This window comes from Klebsiella sp. 141153 (assembly GCF_032601995.1).
Classification (GTDB): Bacteria; Pseudomonadota; Gammaproteobacteria; order Enterobacterales; family Enterobacteriaceae; genus Klebsiella; species Klebsiella aerogenes.
In genome coordinates this window covers 475,090-492,632 of the sequence record NZ_JAQIRJ010000004.1, presented here as the reverse complement: position 1 = coordinate 492,632, position 17,543 = coordinate 475,090, and the positions used below count along the sequence as shown (strand labels likewise).

22 protein-coding genes are annotated in these 17,543 nt (G+C 54.0%); 6 read left to right on the top strand and 16 right to left on the bottom strand.

Annotation, left to right across the window (positions count from 1 at the left end; translation table 11 throughout):
• Positions 1-6: 6 nt before the first annotated feature.
• Positions 7-489, top strand: a complete 483-nt coding sequence (locus PGS10_RS10855; RefSeq protein ID WP_047078586.1) for a prepilin peptidase — start codon at positions 7-9, stop codon at positions 487-489.
• Here PGS10_RS10855 and bfr read toward each other — a convergent pair.
• From bfr to fkpA, 11 genes are all read right to left on the bottom strand, one after another.
• Entirely contained in the window at positions 473-949 is a 477-nt protein-coding gene (bfr, locus tag PGS10_RS10850) for a bacterioferritin (protein ID WP_015369420.1), read from the bottom strand. The genes PGS10_RS10855 and bfr overlap by 17 nt on opposite strands.
• Positions 950-1,023: 74 nt before the next feature.
• Complete coding sequence (gene bfd / locus PGS10_RS10845; protein WP_015369419.1) at positions 1,024-1,218, bottom strand: bacterioferritin-associated ferredoxin; 195 nt, start codon at positions 1,216-1,218, stop codon at positions 1,024-1,026.
• 180 nt (positions 1,219-1,398) lie between these two features.
• Entirely contained in the window at positions 1,399-2,583 is a 1,185-nt protein-coding gene (gene tuf, locus PGS10_RS10840) for an elongation factor Tu (protein ID WP_015369418.1), read from the bottom strand.
• A 69-nt stretch (positions 2,584-2,652) separates the two neighbouring features.
• Positions 2,653-4,767 carry an elongation factor G gene (gene fusA, locus PGS10_RS10835; protein ID WP_045375915.1) on the bottom strand — a complete coding sequence of 705 codons (2,115 nt, stop codon included), beginning with the start codon at positions 4,765-4,767 and terminating at the stop codon, positions 2,653-2,655.
• A 96-nt stretch (positions 4,768-4,863) separates the two neighbouring features.
• Positions 4,864-5,334: a 30S ribosomal protein S7 gene (rpsG, locus tag PGS10_RS10830; RefSeq protein ID WP_015369416.1), complete on the bottom strand. Its 471-nt coding sequence runs from the start codon at positions 5,332-5,334 to the stop codon at positions 4,864-4,866.
• A gap of 95 nt (positions 5,335-5,429) precedes the next feature.
• Positions 5,430-5,804, bottom strand: a complete 375-nt coding sequence (gene rpsL / locus PGS10_RS10825) for a 30S ribosomal protein S12 (protein WP_000246815.1) — start codon at positions 5,802-5,804, stop codon at positions 5,430-5,432.
• A gap of 124 nt (positions 5,805-5,928) precedes the next feature.
• Positions 5,929-6,216, bottom strand: a complete 288-nt coding sequence (gene tusB, locus PGS10_RS10820; protein ID WP_047047273.1) for a sulfurtransferase complex subunit TusB — start codon at positions 6,214-6,216, stop codon at positions 5,929-5,931.
• 7 nt (positions 6,217-6,223) lie between these two features.
• Complete coding sequence (tusC, locus tag PGS10_RS10815; protein ID WP_045394885.1) at positions 6,224-6,583, bottom strand: sulfurtransferase complex subunit TusC; 360 nt, start codon at positions 6,581-6,583, stop codon at positions 6,224-6,226.
• Positions 6,583-6,969 carry a sulfurtransferase complex subunit TusD gene (gene tusD / locus PGS10_RS10810; protein ID WP_045394884.1) on the bottom strand — a complete coding sequence of 129 codons (387 nt, stop codon included), beginning with the start codon at positions 6,967-6,969 and terminating at the stop codon, positions 6,583-6,585. Before tusD ends, tusC begins: the two co-directional genes overlap by 1 nt.
• Positions 6,969-7,691 carry a helix-turn-helix transcriptional regulator gene (locus tag PGS10_RS10805; protein WP_004868391.1) on the bottom strand — a complete coding sequence of 241 codons (723 nt, stop codon included), beginning with the start codon at positions 7,689-7,691 and terminating at the stop codon, positions 6,969-6,971. Before PGS10_RS10805 ends, tusD begins: the two co-directional genes overlap by 1 nt.
• Before the next feature lie 166 nt (positions 7,692-7,857).
• Complete coding sequence (gene fkpA / locus PGS10_RS10800; protein ID WP_015369412.1) at positions 7,858-8,676, bottom strand: FKBP-type peptidyl-prolyl cis-trans isomerase; 819 nt, start codon at positions 8,674-8,676, stop codon at positions 7,858-7,860.
• A 221-nt stretch (positions 8,677-8,897) separates the two neighbouring features.
• On the opposite strand from fkpA, the gene PGS10_RS10795 reads away from it, so the two are divergent.
• The gene (locus PGS10_RS10795; RefSeq protein ID WP_015369411.1) at positions 8,898-9,116 is read left to right on the top strand and encodes a protein SlyX; all 219 of its coding nucleotides are present in this window, start codon (positions 8,898-8,900) and stop codon (positions 9,114-9,116) included.
• Between the two features lie 58 nt (positions 9,117-9,174).
• On the opposite strand, the gene slyD is transcribed toward PGS10_RS10795, so the two are convergent.
• The 4 genes from slyD to kefG form a co-directional block, all read right to left on the bottom strand.
• Positions 9,175-9,765, bottom strand: coding sequence for a peptidylprolyl isomerase (gene slyD, locus PGS10_RS10790; protein WP_015369410.1), 591 nt, complete (start codon positions 9,763-9,765; stop codon positions 9,175-9,177).
• 94 nt (positions 9,766-9,859) lie between these two features.
• Positions 9,860-10,060, bottom strand: a complete 201-nt coding sequence (locus PGS10_RS10785; RefSeq protein WP_004106389.1) for a YheV family putative zinc ribbon protein — start codon at positions 10,058-10,060, stop codon at positions 9,860-9,862.
• Between the two features lie 13 nt (positions 10,061-10,073).
• Positions 10,074-11,879: a glutathione-regulated potassium-efflux system protein KefB gene (gene kefB, locus PGS10_RS10780; protein ID WP_047065852.1), complete on the bottom strand. Its 1,806-nt coding sequence runs from the start codon at positions 11,877-11,879 to the stop codon at positions 10,074-10,076.
• A complete protein-coding gene (gene kefG / locus PGS10_RS10775) occupies positions 11,866-12,429 on the bottom strand; it encodes a glutathione-regulated potassium-efflux system ancillary protein KefG (protein WP_047065853.1) in 564 nt (187 codons plus the stop codon). The genes kefB and kefG overlap by 14 nt, the downstream gene beginning before the upstream one ends.
• A gap of 173 nt (positions 12,430-12,602) precedes the next feature.
• Between kefG and PGS10_RS10770 the strand changes: the two genes are divergently transcribed.
• The 4 genes from PGS10_RS10770 to PGS10_RS10755 all read left to right on the top strand — a co-directional run bounded on the left by PGS10_RS10770 (position 12,603) and on the right by PGS10_RS10755 (position 16,896).
• The gene (locus PGS10_RS10770) at positions 12,603-14,507 is read left to right on the top strand and encodes an ABC transporter ATP-binding protein (RefSeq protein WP_316422858.1); all 1,905 of its coding nucleotides are present in this window, start codon (positions 12,603-12,605) and stop codon (positions 14,505-14,507) included.
• Positions 14,508-14,716: 209 nt separating this feature from the next.
• A complete protein-coding gene (locus tag PGS10_RS10765; RefSeq protein ID WP_049053451.1) occupies positions 14,717-15,739 on the top strand; it encodes a hydrolase in 1,023 nt (340 codons plus the stop codon).
• Positions 15,736-15,954 carry a YheU family protein gene (locus PGS10_RS10760; protein WP_015369405.1) on the top strand — a complete coding sequence of 73 codons (219 nt, stop codon included), beginning with the start codon at positions 15,736-15,738 and terminating at the stop codon, positions 15,952-15,954. The genes PGS10_RS10765 and PGS10_RS10760 overlap by 4 nt, the downstream gene beginning before the upstream one ends.
• Positions 15,955-16,026: 72 nt before the next feature.
• Entirely contained in the window at positions 16,027-16,896 is an 870-nt protein-coding gene (locus PGS10_RS10755; RefSeq protein WP_015369404.1) for a phosphoribulokinase, read from the top strand.
• A 62-nt stretch (positions 16,897-16,958) separates the two neighbouring features.
• Here the strand turns inward: PGS10_RS10755 and PGS10_RS10750 are convergent, their stop codons facing one another.
• Complete coding sequence (locus PGS10_RS10750; protein WP_015703648.1) at positions 16,959-17,363, bottom strand: OsmC family protein; 405 nt, start codon at positions 17,361-17,363, stop codon at positions 16,959-16,961.
• Positions 17,364-17,543: the final 180 nt, after the last annotated feature.

Sequence of the window (17,543 nt, the reverse complement as noted above, 5' to 3'; positions counted from 1 at the left end):
TGTTCCATGCTTACCGTCCTCCCCTTCTTAGTTTGCTACTGTGCATTAACCCTGGCGTTGTGCCGGCAGGACCTGCTTCACGGTCTTCTTCCCGACAGTCTCACCTGCCCGCTGCTGTGGAGTGGTTTAGTTTTTTACCTGTGTCTTGCGCCGCAGCGGCTAGAAGATGCCGTCTGGGGGGCTATTGCCGGCTATCTTTTTTTTGCCCTGCTCTATTGGCTATATCGCATGTTTCGCAGCTATGAGGGATTAGGATACGGCGACGTTAAATATCTTGCCGCCCTCGGCGCCTGGCACGGTTGGCAAAAGTTGCCACAGCTGGTATTGGTCGCCTCGCTGTTTGCCGGGATGACATGGATGACATTGGCGTTGGTCAGGAGGAGGAAGCAACAACGATGGGATTTGAACAACCCGCTGCCGTTTGGGCCATTTCTGACTGCAGCGGGTTTTTGGTGCGGTTGGCAGACGTTCGCTAGTCTGACACTTTGATCTGCGATTGAAGGTAATTTTGCAGACCGATTTTGCCGATCAGATCTAACTCGGTTTCCAGCCAGTCAATATGGCCTTCCTCATCCGCAAGGATTTCAATCATCATATCGCGACTGACATAATCATGAACGCTGTCGGCATAGGCGATTGCCTCACGCAGGTTTTGCGCGCCTTCGAGCTCCAGCCGTAAGTCAGACTGCAGCATCTCTTCGACATCCTCACCGATGCCAAGTTTGCCAAGATCCTGCAGGTTAGGCAGCCCTTCAAGAAACAAAATACGCTCGATGTACTTATCGGCGTGTTTCATCTCATCGATAGATTCATGATATTCAATATCGTTGAGGCGCATCAGGCCCCAGTTCTTGAACATTCTTGCATGAAGAAAATACTGGTTAATAGCAACCAGTTCGTTTCCCAATAATTTATTGAGATAACTTATGATTTTGACATCACCTTTCATTATAAAGTCCCTCCGCTTCCACTTATTGAAGCGTAGTCCGGGCTATAAGGATGTCAAAAAGAGAAGGGTCGCGATCAGGCGATTTCTTTGAATTCCGGCATGCTGGTTAATTCATCTTCCATCACTTCACGTGCCGCGCGGACGCACTTACCGCATTGATTTCCAACGGGAATAAACTTGCGTAATTGTTGAAAAGATTGCGGTTGAAATTGACGCACAACCTGGCGGATTTTTTTATCGCTAACGCCATTGCACAAACAAACGTACATATAAACTCCCGTTCAATTTATGCACAAAGTTTAAATGAGAATAGTTATGATTACAATAGACTGTTTATTAATTATCCGTAGCGGCGCACTTTATGAATATTTAAACCAACCTGGCTTATCACCAAATCACCGACAGCAAAAAGGGCGCCGAAGCGCCCTTTTTAATTCAAAGCTAACGAATTAGCCCAGAACTTTAGCTACAACGCCCGCGCCAACGGTACGGCCGCCTTCACGGATTGCGAAACGCAGACCGTCGTCCATCGCGATCGGGTGGATCAGGGTAACAACCATTTTGATGTTGTCGCCCGGCATTACCATCTCTACGCCTTCCGGCAGTTCGATGGTACCAGTCACGTCAGTAGTACGGAAGTAGAACTGCGGACGGTAGCCTTTGAAGAACGGAGTATGACGGCCGCCTTCGTCTTTGGACAGGATGTACACTTCAGATTCGAACTTGGTGTGCGGCTTGATGCTGCCTGGCTTAGCCAGTACCTGACCACGTTCGATTTCTTCACGTTTGATACCACGCAGCAGAACACCAACGTTCTCACCAGCACGGCCTTCGTCCAGCAGTTTGCGGAACATTTCAACGCCAGTACAGGTGGTTTTCGCGGTTTCTTTGATACCAACGATTTCAACTTCTTCACCAACTTTGATGATACCGCGCTCTACACGACCGGTAACAACGGTACCACGACCGGAGATGGAGAATACGTCTTCGATCGGCAGCAGGAACGGCTTGTCAATCGCACGCTCTGGTTCCGGGATGTAAGAATCCAGGAAGCCAGCCAGTTCGATGATTTTAGCTTCCCACTCTGCGTCGCCTTCCAGCGCTTTCAGAGCAGAACCACGAACGATCGGAGTGTCGTCGCCCGGGAAATCGTACTGAGACAGCAGTTCACGAACTTCCATCTCAACCAGTTCCAGCAGCTCTTCGTCATCAACCATGTCGCATTTGTTCAGGAACACGATGATGTACGGAACGCCTACCTGACGACCCAGCAGGATGTGCTCACGAGTCTGCGGCATCGGGCCGTCAGTCGCAGCAACAACCAGGATCGCGCCATCCATCTGAGCAGCACCGGTGATCATGTTTTTAACATAGTCGGCGTGGCCCGGGCAGTCTACGTGTGCGTAGTGGCGAGTCGGGGTGTCATATTCAACGTGGGAAGTGTTGATGGTGATACCACGAGCTTTTTCTTCCGGCGCGTTATCGATCTGGTCGAATGCGCGAGCAGCACCGCCGTAGGTTTTAGCCAGTACGGTGGTGATTGCAGCGGTCAGAGTAGTTTTACCATGGTCGACGTGGCCGATAGTACCAACGTTGACGTGCGGTTTTGTACGTTCAAATTTTTCTTTAGACACGGCTATATTCCTTACTATAGTGCTCTCCCCTCAGGAGAGAGCACGGGACTTAGGTTTTAATCCTGTGGATTATTTACCACGGGCTTCAATAACGGCCTGAGCAACGTTGTTCGGCGCATCATCATACTTCAGGAATTCCATGGTGTATGATGCACGACCTTTGGTCAGAGAACGCAGCTGAGTTGCATATCCGAACATTTCAGACAGCGGAACTTCAGCGTGGATCTTAACGCCAGTTACTTCAGATTCTTGACCGCGCAGCATGCCGCGACGACGGCTCAAGTCACCGATTACGTCACCGGTGTTCTCTTCCGGAGTTTCTACTTCAACCTTCATGATCGGCTCAAGCAGAACTGGTTTCGCTTTCTTAAAGCCTTCTTTAAAGGCGATAGAAGCGGCCAGTTTAAACGCCAGCTCAGAGGAGTCAACGTCGTGGTAAGAACCGAAGTGCAGACGGATACCCATATCAACTACCGGGTAACCAGCCAGCGGACCAGCTTTCAGCTGTTCCTGGATGCCTTTATCAACGGCCGGGATGTATTCGCCAGGGATTACACCACCTTTAATGTCGTTGATGAACTCGTAACCTTTCGGGTTAGAGCCCGGCTCCAGCGGGTACATGTCGATCACAACGTGACCGTACTGACCACGACCACCAGACTGCTTGGCGTGTTTACCTTCAACATCGGTAACTTTCTGGCGAATCGCTTCGCGGTAAGCAACCTGAGGTTTACCGACGTTCGCTTCAACGTTGAATTCACGCTTCATACGGTCAACGATGATGTCGAGGTGCAGCTCACCCATACCGGCGATGATGGTCTGGTTAGACTCTTCGTCAGTCCATACGCGGAATGACGGGTCTTCTTTAGCCAGACGACCCAGAGCCAGACCCATTTTTTCCTGGTCAGCTTTGGTTTTCGGCTCAACGGCGATGGAGATTACCGGCTCAGGGAATTCCATACGCTCCAGAATGATCGGCGCATCCGGGTCACACAGGGTGTCACCAGTGGTTACGTCTTTCAGACCGATAGCGGCAGCGATATCGCCCGCGCGAACTTCTTTGATCTCTTCACGTTTGTTAGCGTGCATCTGAACGATACGACCGAAACGCTCACGTGCAGCTTTCACGGAGTTCAGTACGGTATCACCAGAGTTAACCACACCGGAGTACACACGGAAGAAGGTCAGGTTACCAACAAACGGGTCGGTAGCGATTTTGAACGCCAGTGCAGAGAACGGCTCGTCGTCGCTTGCGTGACGCTCAGCCGGGGTATCTTTACCGTCGTCCAGGATGCCGTTGATTGCCGGAACATCAACCGGGGATGGCAGGTAATCAATTACCGCATCCAGCATCGCCTGAACACCTTTGTTCTTGAACGCAGAACCACAGGTTACCAGGATGATTTCGTTGTTCAGAACGCGCTGACGCAGAGCTTTTTTGATCTCTTCTTCAGTCAGTTCTTCACCACCCAGGTATTTTTCCATCAGCTCTTCGGAAGCTTCCGCAGCGGACTCGATCAGGTTCTGGTGCCATTCGTCAGCCAGGTCCTGCATGTCAGCCGGGATATCTTCGTATTCGAAGGTAACGCCCTGGTCTGCATCGTTCCAGTTGATGGCTTTCATTTTCACCAGGTCAACAACACCGGTGAAACCTTCTTCAGCACCAATTGCCAGCTGCAGCGGAACCGGGTTCGCGCCCAGACGGGTTTTGATCTGACCAACAACTTTCAGGAAGTTCGCACCCATGCGGTCCATTTTGTTAACGAACGCAATGCGCGGAACTTTATATTTGTTTGCCTGACGCCATACGGTTTCAGACTGCGGCTGAACACCACCAACTGCGCAGTAAACCATTACCGCACCATCAAGAACACGCATGGAACGTTCTACTTCGATAGTGAAGTCAACGTGCCCCGGGGTGTCGATGATGTTTACACGGTGCGGTTCATACTGTTTAGCCATACCAGACCAGAATGCAGTAGTCGCAGCGGAAGTGATGGTGATACCACGTTCCTGCTCCTGCTCCATCCAGTCCATGGTAGCGGCGCCGTCATGAACTTCACCGATTTTGTGGTTTACACCGGTGTAGAACAGAATACGTTCGGTAGTAGTGGTTTTACCGGCGTCGATGTGCGCACTGATACCGATGTTACGGTAGCGTGCGATGGGTGTTGTACGAGCCATTTGATTCCTCGTTTATTTCTTTAGGCGTTCAGTTAAGTTATCCAGAGCGGGCGACTCATCTGAAACGCCCGCCTGGTGACTATGACTCCGAAGGGATTACCAACGGTAGTGTGCGAACGCCTTGTTGGCTTCGGCCATACGGTGAACGTCTTCACGTTTCTTAACTGCAGTACCTTTGTTGTCTGCAGCGTCAGTGAGTTCGTTCGCCAGGCGCAGAGCCATGGATTTATCACCGCGTTTACGAGCAGCTTCAACGATCCAACGCATTGCCAGGGCATTACGACGAACCGGACGTACTTCAACTGGAACCTGATAAGTAGAACCACCTACGCGGCGGGACTTAACTTCGACAGTCGGGCGCACGTTTTCGAGTGCAACTTCGAAGGCTTCCAGTTCAGTTTTACCAGAGCGCTGAGCCAGGGTCTCCAGCGCGCTGTATACGATAGTTTCTGCAGTAGATTTTTTACCATCTACCATCAGGATATTTACAAATTTAGCCAGCAGTTCTGATCCGAACTTCGGATCCGGCAGAATTTTACGCTGACCAATGACGCGACGACGTGGCATGGAAATACTCCGTTGTTAATTCAGGATTGTCCAAAACTCAAAGAGTTTAGTTTGACATTAATATAAAACGTTTGGCCTTACTTAACGGAGAACCATTAAGCCTTAGGACGCTTCACGCCGTACTTGGAGCGAGCCTGCTTACGGTCTTTAACGCCGGAGCAGTCAAGCGCACCACGAACGGTGTGGTAACGAACACCCGGAAGGTCTTTAACACGACCGCCACGGATCAGGATCACGGAGTGCTCCTGCAGGTTGTGACCTTCACCACCGATGTAGGAGGTGACTTCGAAACCGTTAGTCAGACGCACACGGCAAACTTTACGCAGTGCGGAGTTCGGTTTCTTAGGAGTGGTGGTATATACGCGAGTACATACGCCACGTTTCTGCGGGCAGGCTTCCAGCGCCGGCACGTTGCTCTTTGCAACTTTGCGCGCGCGTGGTTTGCGTACCAGCTGGTTAACTGTTGCCATTAAATAGCTCCTGGTTTTAGCTTTTGCTTCGTAAACACGTAATAAATCGCCTCATATAATATGAGGACGCAGAATTTTAGGGCGGTGCCGAAAAGGTGTCAAGAAATATACAACGATCCCGCCATTACCAGGCCAACTGACCTTCATGTTTGACCGTTAGACTGACGAAATCAGTATAGTCAACCCTGACGACACTGTCCGCAATTTGACCAGCCAGCCCGCGGGCTTCGATATCGTCTTGCAGAGCATGTAGGGTTATGGGGGCGGATTGCAGGATTTCAAGGAAACGGCCGCCGTCAATCGCCGCGACCACGCCATCGGAGAGCAGCAGCAGATCGTCATCTGGCTTCACCAGACGCAGCATCGCATCGATATCGGCGTGCCAGGGAGAGACACTTAGAGTATGAAGCATGTGGGCCTCAGAATCGTAGAATCACGTTGAACTCGTCAAGCCGGGCGCGCAGCGCTTCTGGCTCGAGGCTTTCTGCATCCACCACCCACGGCGTATCGGCGGCCAGACCGCGTTCGCGGGCAGACGCCGCGCATAGCCAACACTGTTCGATGTCATACAGCGATAACAGCTTGAAGGTGGCGATATAATCACGGGCGAGGATTTTTCCCGGCTGCTGGCCAGGGATAATCTGAAACACGCCGTCGCCGACAAAGAACACGCCGAGATCATCGGTAAGCGCCGAGGTCGCCAGTAAGGCGTCCAGCCCTTCCCTGCCGGCTGCGCTGCCGTGCGGCGCGGAAGAAAATACGAAAGCCACGCGTTTCATCAGAACTGCACCATTCTATCGCAGGTTAACGACGCTTCAGCCAGCGCGCCTAGTCCGCTTAAGGTGAATCCCGGCTGCAGATTCTGCGCCGGCAAACCAAGCTGCTGCGCTTCGCGTTCATCGGTCACGCCGCGGCGTAGCGCGGCTGCCACGCATATGTGCAGCGCAACGGCATGTTCATCATGCAGGCGCTGCCAGTGACGCACCAGGTCTACCTCATCGCTGGCAGGGGCCGTCAGCTGATTGGCGTTGTAGACTCCTTCACGATAGAAAAACACGCAGGCCAGTTCATGCCCTGCGTTAATAACCGCCTGCGCAAACTGCCACGCGCTACTGGCCTGCTGAGTACCGTAGGCAGGCCCGGTTACCGTGATGGCAAAACGCATTACTTATCGAGTCCCTGGAAATCACCGCTTTTAAACTGGCGGATGTAGAGGTACACCGTGTGTTTAGAGATATTCAGGCGATCGGCTACCTGGTTAATCGCATCTTTGATATCGAAGATGCCTTTCTCGTAAAGATTCAACACGATTTGGCGGTTTTTCGCGTTATTCGACACGTTGCGATCGGCATTCACCTCTTCAATGGTGAACTCCAGCGTTTGTGCGACCAGGTCATCTACCGACGAGGCGAAGTTGACCTGCGAGTTGACTTCCGGCGTTTCCGGCGGAATGAAAGTGCTCATAATCTGCGAGAACGGGACATCGAGGTTCATGTTGATACAAAGCAGACCAATCACCCGATGTTCGCGGTTACGTATGGCGATAGTCACCGATTTCATCAGCACGCCGCTTTTCGCGCGGGTAAAATAGCACTTCGATACGCTGCTATCCGCTCCCGTCATATCGTGCAGCATACGTAACGCCAGATCGGTAATCGGCGAGCCAATTTGGCGGCCGGTGTGTTCACCGTTAGCGATACGAATAGCGGAGCATTTTAAATCCTGCAGTGAGTGCAGCACGATTTCACAGTGGGAGCCAATGAGCATCGCTAACCCGTCCACCACCGCTTCATAGGATTTTAGGATATCGAAGTCGGTCTGGTCGAAAGGACGTTGATCCAGCAGGTCAAGCTCGCTGGTTTCGTTGGTTAAAAGCGACCTGGACATGTAAAAAAGCACTCCTTTTCAGGAGCCTGTCGTTATCGTCAGGGCAGGCTCATCATCATTATTAAGCTATCTAAAGTAATACAGCGCCTGAGGAATTTTCCAGTTTTAATTATATCTGCTGCCAATAAAAAAGCCGCCGCCCCTGAAGGCGGCGGCTTATGGCAGATTACTTCTTAGCGTCTGCAGCCGGTGCTTCGGCAGCGGCTTCTGGCTTAGCATCAGCCTTCGGAGCCGGTTTGATGTCCAGCAGTTCTACATCGAATACCAGCGTAGAGTTAGCCGGGATACCCGGAACGCCAGTTTTGCCGTAAGCCAGATCCGGTGGGATGACCAGCTTGATTTTGCCGCCTTTTTTGATGTTTTTCAGGCCTTCGGTCCAGCCCGGGATAACGCCATCAAGACGGAAAGAGAGCGGCTCGCCACGGGTGTAAGAGTTGTCGAACTCTTTACCATCGATCAGCGTACCTTTGTAGTTCACCACGACGGTATCGCTGTCTTTCGGCGCATCGCCGGTACCGGCTTTCTCGACTTTATACATCAGGCCGGATTTAGAAGTTTTCACGCCCTTCTCTTTAGCGAAGGCGTCACGGAACGCTTTGCCTTTGGCATCGTTCTCAGTCGCATCTTTTTCCATCTTCTGCTGAGCGGCGGTTTTCACGCGGGTCTCAAAGGACTGCAGAGTGGTTTCAATTTCTTTGTCGGACAGTTTGCTCTTATCGGCAAACGCATCCTGCACGCCGGCGATCAGCTGGTCTTTATCCAGTTTGATACCCAGCTTCTCTTGTTCTTTCAGGGAGTTTTCCATGTAACGGCCGAGGGATGCACCCAGCGCATAAGCGGATTTTTGATCGTCATTTTTAAATGCCGATTTGCTGTCCGCCGCCGGTGCGGCTTTTGCTGCGGTATCGGCAGCAAAGGTCAGCGGTGCATTCAGGGCAACGGCCATCGTGGTCGCCAGCAGCGTTACTTTAAACAGTGATTTCATCCATTTCTCCAGGGCCGGGGCATCTCACCCCAGGGTTATCATAAAAAGCAAAAAACGTACTATAGAACGTTGCAGAACAAATCTACATACGGACCTACCTGAATATCGCCTCATTTCAGACTATTTTTGTATGAATTAGTTTCCTCTCTGACGTTACGATGCTGCGTTAACGCGGAAACTTGAGTAGAATCCGCCCGCAAACAAGACAGAAGAGGCGACCTATGAACGATAGCACAATGGAGACGCGTCTGGCGGAACTGGAAAGCCGACTGGCGTTTCAGGAGATCACCATCGAGGACCTCAACAAAACCGTCACGGCGCATGAAATAGAAATGGCCAAAATGCGCGAACATATGCGCTTGATGATCGAAAAACTGAAAGCGACGCAGCCGTCGCACATCGCGTCACAGTCTGAAGAGACGCCGCCTCCGCATTATTGAGACGTAAAAAAAGCGGGTCTCCCCGCTTTTTTTAGCTATTCGCGCGAACGCGACGCCATTAGTGGCAACCGCAACCGCCGTTACCGCAACCACCTTTGCCGTGTTCATGGTCGTGACCATGATCGTGGCCGTGGCCGCCGCAGCAACCGTCATGACCGTGGTCATGATCGTGATCGTGGCCATGAGCGCCGTGTACGTGACCGTGTTCCAGCTCTTCTGCAGTGGCTTCGCGCAGGGCGACAACTTCTACGTTGAACTTCAGATTCTGGCCAGCCAGCATGTGGTTGCCGTCAACCACCACGAAATCGTCGCCGACTTCGGTGATTTCTACCGGTACCGGACCCTGGTCGGTTTCAGCCAGGAAGCGCATGCCAACCTGCAGTTCGTCAACGCCCATGAAGACGTCTTTAGGAACGCGCTGAACCAGGTTTTCGTCATACTGGCCGTACGCGTCATTCGCGCCGACTTCGACATCAAATTTGTCGCCCACTTCGTGGCCGTTTAATGCGTTTTCCAGGCCGGAAATCAGGGAACCGTGACCATGCAGGTAGTCCAGCGGCGCACTCACCGGAGACTCATCAACCAACACACCGTCTTCTGTACGTACCTGATAGGCCAGGCTGACCACCAGGTCTTTTGCTACTTTCATGATATCTCCTGAGCATGGGAAGAATAGTGGCGCAGATTGTAGCGGAATTCTGCAGCCGTGTACCCTCTAGCTTAAAAAAAGGCGACAGATAACGCTAGTCCGGATGAAAAATGCCGATCACTTGCTCTTCTTTGCGAACGTGTTCGCGGACCTCTTTATCGGCCTCGCGCATCTGATGTCCGCACTTAACACACTCAACAATATCGACATTATTCTCGCGCCACATCGCCAGTGAATCCTGTGCCTGGCACGCCGGACATTTTGCGCCGGCAATAAAACGTTTACGTACCGCCATTTTGCTCTACCTTCTATTCAAACTCGTCCCAGCCGTCCAGCTGCCGGCTTTCTTTCTGCATCTCACGCTCAAAAATCTCTTCCAGCTCGCGCCGGGCTTCCCGCACGCGGGATATCTGTACGGTATCAGTATGCACCGGCATTAACTCGCGAAGCATTCGCATATCGAGGCGTCGAAAGTGTAACTGCGCGCGCTGCGCCTGATGCGGATGCATTCCCAGGGTCACCAGCGCCTTGCGCCCCAATTCCAGGGCGCTGGAGAAGGTTTCTCGCGAGAACTGCGTCACGCCGGCCTGTAATAGCTCATGCGCCTCTACGCGCCCCCGCGCACGCGCCAGAATATGGAGGTGGGGAAAATGCTGTTGGCACATCTCCACCAGCTTCATGGTATCTTCCGGCTCGTTGCAGGTAATCACAATAGACTGCGCCTCTTCCGCCCCCGCCGAACGCAGCAGCTCAAGCTGCGTCGCATCGCCGAAATAGACTTTGTAGCCATATTTGCGCATCAGGTTGACCGCGCTGATATCGCGTTCAAGCACGGTAATACGCATTTTATTAGCCATCAGCAGACGCCCAATCACCTGACCAAAACGCCCGAAGCCGACGATAATCACCTGTGGCTTATCATCCTCGACCCACGGCGCCTCATCGGTATCTTCCGCCGGGTTAAGCCGTCGCGACAGCACTTTATCAATGATCTTCATCAGGAGCGGCGTGGTCATCATCGATAAGGTTACGGTAACCAGCAGCAGCGCCATCTGATCGTTATGGAACAGTTTCTGCGAAGCCGGCATGGAAAAGAGAACAAAGGCGAACTCGCCGCCCTGGCTCAATACGCCGGCGAACTGCGTGCGCTCGGAGCTGCGCAAACCATATACCCGAGCCAATACATAGAGCACCAACGCTTTCACCGCCACCAGCGCGGCAACGCTTACCACCACCCACAGCAGATGGGTGTAGAGCACGCCAAGATTCAGCGCCATGCCGACGGAGATAAAAAACAGCCCCAGCAGCAGGCCTTTAAACGGCTCAATAGCGATTTCCAGCTCGTGGCGATATTCGCTTTCCGCCAGCAGCACGCCGGCGATAAACGTCCCCAGCGCCATCGACAGCCCCAGGGCGTCCATAAACAGCGCGGAACCCAGCACCAGCAGCAGCGTGGCGGCGGTGAAGACCTCACGCACGCCGGAACCAGCGATAAAGCGGAATACCGGGCGCAGCAGAAAACGGCCGCCAATCAGCATGCCGGCGAATGCCAGCACCTTCATCCCTACCGACATCCAGTTGAAGTTATCGTCGCCGTGTCCGGCGAGCAGCGGGACCAGCGCCAGCGCCGGGATCACCGCTAAATCCTGAAATAACAGAACTGAAAAACCAAGCTGGCCGGATTCGTTACGGCTCATTCCTTTCTCGCGCATCAGCTGCAGCGCCATCGCGGTAGAGGACATCGCCAGACCAATACCGCCCACTACGGCCGCCTGCCACGAAAACCCGGTGACCACCAGCAATCCGCCGAGGATCGCCGCGCTAAACAACACCTGCGCCGCGCCGACCCCGAATATTGAGTTGCGCAGTTGCCACAGTTTGGCGGGGTTGAGCTCAAGGCCGATGATAAACATGAGAAACACGACGCCCAGCTCGGAAAAGTGAAGAATTTCATCCACATCGCTAATAAACCCGAGCCCCCACGGGCCAATCGCAATCCCGGCCAGCAGGTAACCGAGTACGGCGCCAATACCCAGCCGGGCCGCCAGCGGAACCGCCACCACGGCGGCAAACAAAAACAGTACCCCTGCTAATAGCAAATCAGCTCCCGCCATTGGCGCCTCCTGTTGCAACAGGATTCGCGAGCCAATCGCGGTACGCGCGGGCGTGGCTTTGCAAATCTTCCGGCCGCTGTCGGCGCGCCCAGTAGACAATAATCGGACTCAGCCAGTGCATGCGGCACATGCCGGCCGTTAACTCAAAAGGGCGCAGAATATCGTTCATCGGATAGCGGTTAGCATCGCGGCGGTAAGCGCTCTCCGGCTCGCCGGTGGTGATCACGCTACGCCAGTACTTTCCCGCCAGTTGATTTCCTCCCGCGCCGCTGGCGAAGCCGCGGCTCAGCACCCGGTCCAGCCACTCTTTCAACAATGCCGGACAGCTCCACGTATACAGCGGATGTTGGAACACAATCACCTGATGCTGACGCAGGAGATCCTGCTCATGGGCGATATCAATAAAAAAATCTGGATAGTGCGCATAAAGATCGTGCACGGTGACATTCGGCAACTGTAAAGCCGGTTCAAGCAACACCCGGTTGGCCACGGAATCCTGAGATTCTGGGTGGGCATACAGCAGCAACACTTTCGCTGTCTGAGACATCATTCCCCTCCCGAACGTCATCTGGCGGCTTGCGAAGCGGCTGCGTCTCGACGCAACCAGAATGACTTTGTCTATCGTCTTCATTTTGGGCTACCATTGCGGCCCAATGGAGCGTTTCGCTTTCACACTACATTATCATAAAGACAAATTAACATAGTCTGAACATACGGCGCCTTATGATTGTTTTCTCCTCGTTACAAATTCGTCGCGGCGTACGCGTCCTGCTGGACAACGCCACCGCCACCATCAATCCTGGCCAGAAGGTCGGTCTGGTGGGTAAAAACGGCTGCGGTAAATCTACGTTGCTTTCGCTTTTGAAAAACGAGATAAGCGCCGACGGCGGTTCCATGACCTTCCCGAGCAACTGGCAGCTGGCGTGGGTTAATCAGGAAACGCCGGCCCTGCCGCTGCCGGCTATTGATTATGTTATTGATGGCGATCGCGAGTTCCGCAAGCTGGAAGCCGATTTACAGCAGGCCAATGAGCGCGACGACGGCCATGCCATCGCCACCGTCCACGGTAAGCTGGATGCGATTGACGCCTGGACGATTCGTTCCCGCGCCGCCAGCCTGCTGCACGGCCTTGGTTTCAGCAACGAGCAGCTCGAGCGGCCGGTCAGTGATTTCTCCGGCGGCTGGCGTATGCGCTTAAACCTCGCGCAGGCGCTGATCTGTCGTTCCGATCTGCTGCTGCTCGACGAACCGACCAACCACCTCGATCTTGATGCGGTGATCTGGCTGGAAAAGTGGCTAAAGGGCTATACCGGTACGCTGATCCTGATTTCCCACGATCGTGATTTCCTCGATCCGATCGTCGATAAAATTATTCATATCGAACAGCAAACGATGTTCGAATACACCGGTAACTACAGCTCGTTTGAAATCCAGCGCGCGACCCGTCTGTCGCAGCAGCAGGCCATGTATGAAAGCCAGCAGCAGCGCGTAGCCCACTTGCAGAGCTACATCGACCGTTTCCGCGCCAAAGCCACCAAAGCGAAGCAGGCGCAGAGCCGTATCAAAATGCTTGAGCGTATGGAGCTTATCGCCCCGGCGCACGTCGATAACCCGTTCCACTTCAGCTTCCGCGCGCCGGAAAGTCTACCGAACCCGTTACTCAAGATGGAGAAAGTCAGCGCCGGCTACGGCGAACGAATTATTCTCGACTCCATCAAGCTGAATCTGGTACCCGGTTCGCGTATCGGTCTGCTGGGGCGCAACGGCGCCGGTAAATCAACGCTGATTAAGCTGCTGGCCGGCGAACTACAACCGCTGTCCGGTGAAATTGGCCTGGCTAAGGGCATTAAGCTCGGTTACTTCGCCCAGCATCAGCTCGAATTCCTGCGCGCCGATGAGTCGCCGATACAGCATCTGGCCCGCCTGGCGCCGCAGGAGCTGGAACAAAAACTGCGCGACTACCTCGGCGGCTTTGGATTCCAGGGGGATAAAGTCAGCGAAGAGACCCGCCGTTTCTCCGGCGGCGAAAAAGCGCGTCTGGTGCTGGCGTTAATCGTCTGGCAGCGTCCTAACCTGCTGCTGCTCGATGAACCGACCAACCACCTTGATCTTGATATGCGCCAGGCCTTAACCGAAGCGCTGATCGACTTCGAAGGGGCGCTGGTCGTGGTCTCGCACGATCGCCACCTGATCCGCTCCACCACTGACGATCTGTACCTCGTACACGACGGCAAAGTCGAACCCTTTGATGGCGATCTGGAAGATTATCAGCAGTGGCTGAGCGATTCGCAGAAGCTGGAAAACCAGACCTCTGAAGCGCCAAAGGATAACGGCAATAGCGCGCAGGCGCGTAAGGATCAAAAACGCCGCGAAGCCGAACTGCGTACGCAAACGCAACCGCTGCGTAAAGAGATCGCCCGTCTGGAAAAAGAGATGGATAAATTCAACGCGCAGCTGGCGCAGGCGGAAGAGAAACTGGGCGACAGCGAGTTGTATGACGCCTCGCGCAAAGCGGAATTAACCGCATGCCTGCAGCAGCAGGCGAGCGCCAAATCAGGGCTCGAAGAGTGTGAGATGGCGTGGCTCGAGGCGCAGGAACAGCTCGAGCGGATGCTGCAGGAAAGTTAATGAATAACCGCCCGGCGGTGAGAGAAAATTCATCGTCGGGACTTTCTGCTTAGGCATCCCGGGAGAGTTTCCGAAATTCATCGCTCAGCCATTCTCTTGAGCCATTTTCATGTAATCTATACCGATTACCCGCAAGACCACATATTGGCTAACCGCCCACTTTTATGCGCGGTATAGTGTTCTAAAAGTTTCTTAATAATCCTGGTACTATGGTTGAAATAACCCCGACAGCAGTGACGCCCCCCGATAACGACTCGCGTGAATTCCATCCGATGCGCGGCGTGGGCAATCGTCATCTGCAAACCATGCTGCCGCGGATCATCCGCCGCAAGCTCCGATTTACGCCGCACTGGCAACGCCTTGAGCTGCCGGATGGCGATTTCGTCGATCTGGCCTGGAGCGAAGACCCCGCCGGCGCGCGCCACAAACCGCGACTGGTGGTCTTTCACGGTCTGGAAGGCAGCCTGCACAGCCCTTACGCCCACGGTTTGATTCACGCCGCCATGCAGCGCGGCTGGCTCGGGGTGGTGATGCATTTTCGCGGCTGCAGCGGCGAGCCGAATCGCAACAGTCGTATTTATCACTCTGGCGAAACGGAAGACGGTACCTGGTTCCTGCACTGGCTGCAGCGCGAGTTCGGCACAGCGCCGACGGCGGCGGTAGGCTATTCGCTTGGCGGCAACATGCTGGGCTGTCTGCTGGCGAAAGAAGGCGACAATATTCCGCTCGATGCAGCCGTCATTGTCTCGGCGCCCTTTATGCTGGAAGCCTGCAGCTACCATATGGACAAAGGATTTTCGCGCGTCTATCAGCGTTACCTGCTCAACCTGCTGAAAGCCAACGCCGCGCGCAAGCTAAAAGCCTATCCAGGCTCGCTGCCGGTCGATCTTCGCCAGCTTAAAAGCATGCGCCGCATCCGCGAATTCGACGACATGATCACCGCCAAAATCCACGGTTTCGCCGATGCGCTAGACTATTACCGACAGTGCAGCGCGATGCCGCGCTTAAGCGATATCACCAAGCCGACGCTGATCATTCACGCGAAAGACGATCCGTTTATGGACCATCATTCAATTCCGCCGCAGGAACAACTGCCGGCTAACGTCGAATATCAGCTCACGGAACAGGGCGGTCACGTTGGCTTTGTCGGCGGTACGCTGCGAAAACCGCAAATGTGGCTGGAGCAACGTATTCCGGATTGGTTAACCCGCTGGCTGGGAGGACAAGCATGATTATTCCCTGGCAGGATCTCGATCCCGAAACGCTGGATAATCTGATTGAAAGCTTTGTGTTGCGCGAAGGCACCGATTATGGTGAACATGAACGTTCGCTTGCCGATAAAGTCGCCGATGTAAAACAGCAGCTTAAAACTGGGGAGGCCGTGCTGGTGTGGTCAGAACTGCACGAGACGGTCAACATCATGCCCCGCAAGATGTTTAACGGCTAAGCGCCATGCCCCTCTAACCGCGAGTGCCTGGCGCGATACGGCGACACACCATCACTTAATCAGGGAGTTGTTATGTCTGCCAAACATCCAGTGATCGCAGTCACGGGCTCCAGCGGTGCGGGCACCACCACCACCAGCCTCGCGTTTCGCAAAATTTTCTCGCAACTGAACCTGCATGCCGCGGAGGTCGAAGGGGATAGCTTCCATCGCTATACTCGCCCGGAAATGGACATGGCGATCCGCAAGGCGCGCGATCAGGGCAAACACATCAGCTACTTTGGCCCGGAAGCCAACGACTTCAGCCTGCTTGAACGCACCTTTTTAGAGTACGGCGAATTCGGCAAGGGCCAGTCGCGAAAATATCTCCATACCTACGATGAAGCGGTTCCCTGGAATCAGGTTCCCGGCACCTTTACCCCATGGCAACCGCTGCCTGAACCGACCGACGTGCTGTTTTATGAAGGGCTGCACGGCGGCGTGGTGACGCCGCAGCATGACGTGGCGAAACATGTCGACCTGCTGGTCGGCGTGGTGCCGATCGTCAACCTTGAATGGATCCAGAAGCTCATTCGCGATACCAGCGAACGCGGCCATTCGCGCGAAGCGGTGATGGACTCGGTGGTGCGTTCGATGGAAGACTATATCAATTTCATCACCCCGCAGTTCTCACGCACCCATATCAACTTCCAGCGCGTGCCGACGGTCGATACCTCGAATCCGTTTGCCGCCAAAGGCATTCCATCGCTCGACGAAAGCTTCGTGGTGATTCACTTTCGCAATTTGCAGGGGATTGATTACCCCTGGCTGTTGGCGATGCTACAGGGGTCGTTTATCTCGCATATGAACACCCTGGTGGTGCCGGGCGGTAAGATGGGGCTGGCGATGGAGCTCATTATGGCGCCGCTGGTCGAGCGCTTGATGGAAGGCAAAACCATTAGTTAAGGGCAAAATAAAACCCCGGTCGCCGTGCTGCCGGGGTTAGTGTCCCGCTACGTCAATTCGTCTCAGGCTTCGATCACTTCGTAAGAGTGGGTGATGTTGACGGCCTTTTCCAGCATCAGCGCCACCGAGCAGTACTTCTCCGCGGATAAATCCACCGCCCGGGACACCGCCGCATCCTTCAGCTCTTTACCGGTGACGATAAAGTGCAGATTGATATGGGTGAACAGGCGCGGCGCCTCTTCACGGCGTTCAGAGGTCAGCTTCACTTCGCAGTTAGTGACGTTTTGACGCCCTTTTTGCAGGATAGACACTACGTCAATTGCGCTACAGCCGCCCGCCGCCATTAACACCATCTCCATCGGGCTGGGCGCTTTGTCCCCGGAGTTGCCATCCATTAAAATCTGGTGGCCGGAGGCCGACTCACCGATGAAGGTTAGACCTTCCACCCATTTCACACGCGCTTGCATAAAATTTAACTCCGCTGTTGCAATTTTCCTGACAGATTACGCGCACATAACAAATCTCGCAACGGAAGGCGACCTGGGTCATGCTGAAGCGAGACACCAGGAGACATGCGGTGAAAGCTATGCTAAAACAGTCTGGATGCTACAGTAATACATTGATGTACCGCATGTATGCTGAGGAGT

Coding starts and splice junctions, on each gene's coding strand:
- tusB (WP_047047273.1), bottom strand. CDS start 6,216: ATGCTTCATACTCTAAGTGTCTCTCCCTGGCACGCCGATATCGATGCG.
- PGS10_RS10855 (WP_047078586.1), top strand. CDS start 7: ATGCTTACCGTCCTCCCCTTCTTAGTTTGCTACTGTGCATTAACCCTG.
- fusA (WP_045375915.1), bottom strand. CDS start 4,767: ATGGCTCGTACAACACCCATCGCACGCTACCGTAACATCGGTATCAGT.
- PGS10_RS10750 (WP_015703648.1), bottom strand. CDS start 17,363: ATGCAAGCGCGTGTGAAATGGGTGGAAGGTCTAACCTTCATCGGTGAG.
- rpsL (WP_000246815.1), bottom strand. CDS start 5,804: ATGGCAACAGTTAACCAGCTGGTACGCAAACCACGCGCGCGCAAAGTT.
- kefG (WP_047065853.1), bottom strand. CDS start 12,429: ATGATGTCTCAGACAGCGAAAGTGTTGCTGCTGTATGCCCACCCAGAA.
- tusC (WP_045394885.1), bottom strand. CDS start 6,583: ATGAAACGCGTGGCTTTCGTATTTTCTTCCGCGCCGCACGGCAGCGCA.
- tusD (WP_045394884.1), bottom strand. CDS start 6,969: ATGCGTTTTGCCATCACGGTAACCGGGCCTGCCTACGGTACTCAGCAG.
- PGS10_RS10785 (WP_004106389.1), bottom strand. CDS start 10,060: ATGGCGGTACGTAAACGTTTTATTGCCGGCGCAAAATGTCCGGCGTGC.
- PGS10_RS10770 (WP_316422858.1), top strand. CDS start 12,603: ATGATTGTTTTCTCCTCGTTACAAATTCGTCGCGGCGTACGCGTCCTG.
- PGS10_RS10765 (WP_049053451.1), top strand. CDS start 14,717: ATGGTTGAAATAACCCCGACAGCAGTGACGCCCCCCGATAACGACTCG.
- slyD (WP_015369410.1), bottom strand. CDS start 9,765: ATGAAAGTAGCAAAAGACCTGGTGGTCAGCCTGGCCTATCAGGTACGT.
- PGS10_RS10760 (WP_015369405.1), top strand. CDS start 15,736: ATGATTATTCCCTGGCAGGATCTCGATCCCGAAACGCTGGATAATCTG.
- rpsG (WP_015369416.1), bottom strand. CDS start 5,334: ATGCCACGTCGTCGCGTCATTGGTCAGCGTAAAATTCTGCCGGATCCG.
- PGS10_RS10805 (WP_004868391.1), bottom strand. CDS start 7,691: ATGTCCAGGTCGCTTTTAACCAACGAAACCAGCGAGCTTGACCTGCTG.
- kefB (WP_047065852.1), bottom strand. CDS start 11,879: ATGGCGGGAGCTGATTTGCTATTAGCAGGGGTACTGTTTTTGTTTGCC.
- fkpA (WP_015369412.1), bottom strand. CDS start 8,676: ATGAAATCACTGTTTAAAGTAACGCTGCTGGCGACCACGATGGCCGTT.
- PGS10_RS10795 (WP_015369411.1), top strand. CDS start 8,898: ATGAACGATAGCACAATGGAGACGCGTCTGGCGGAACTGGAAAGCCGA.
- PGS10_RS10755 (WP_015369404.1), top strand. CDS start 16,027: ATGTCTGCCAAACATCCAGTGATCGCAGTCACGGGCTCCAGCGGTGCG.
- bfd (WP_015369419.1), bottom strand. CDS start 1,218: ATGTACGTTTGTTTGTGCAATGGCGTTAGCGATAAAAAAATCCGCCAG.
- bfr (WP_015369420.1), bottom strand. CDS start 949: ATGAAAGGTGATGTCAAAATCATAAGTTATCTCAATAAATTATTGGGA.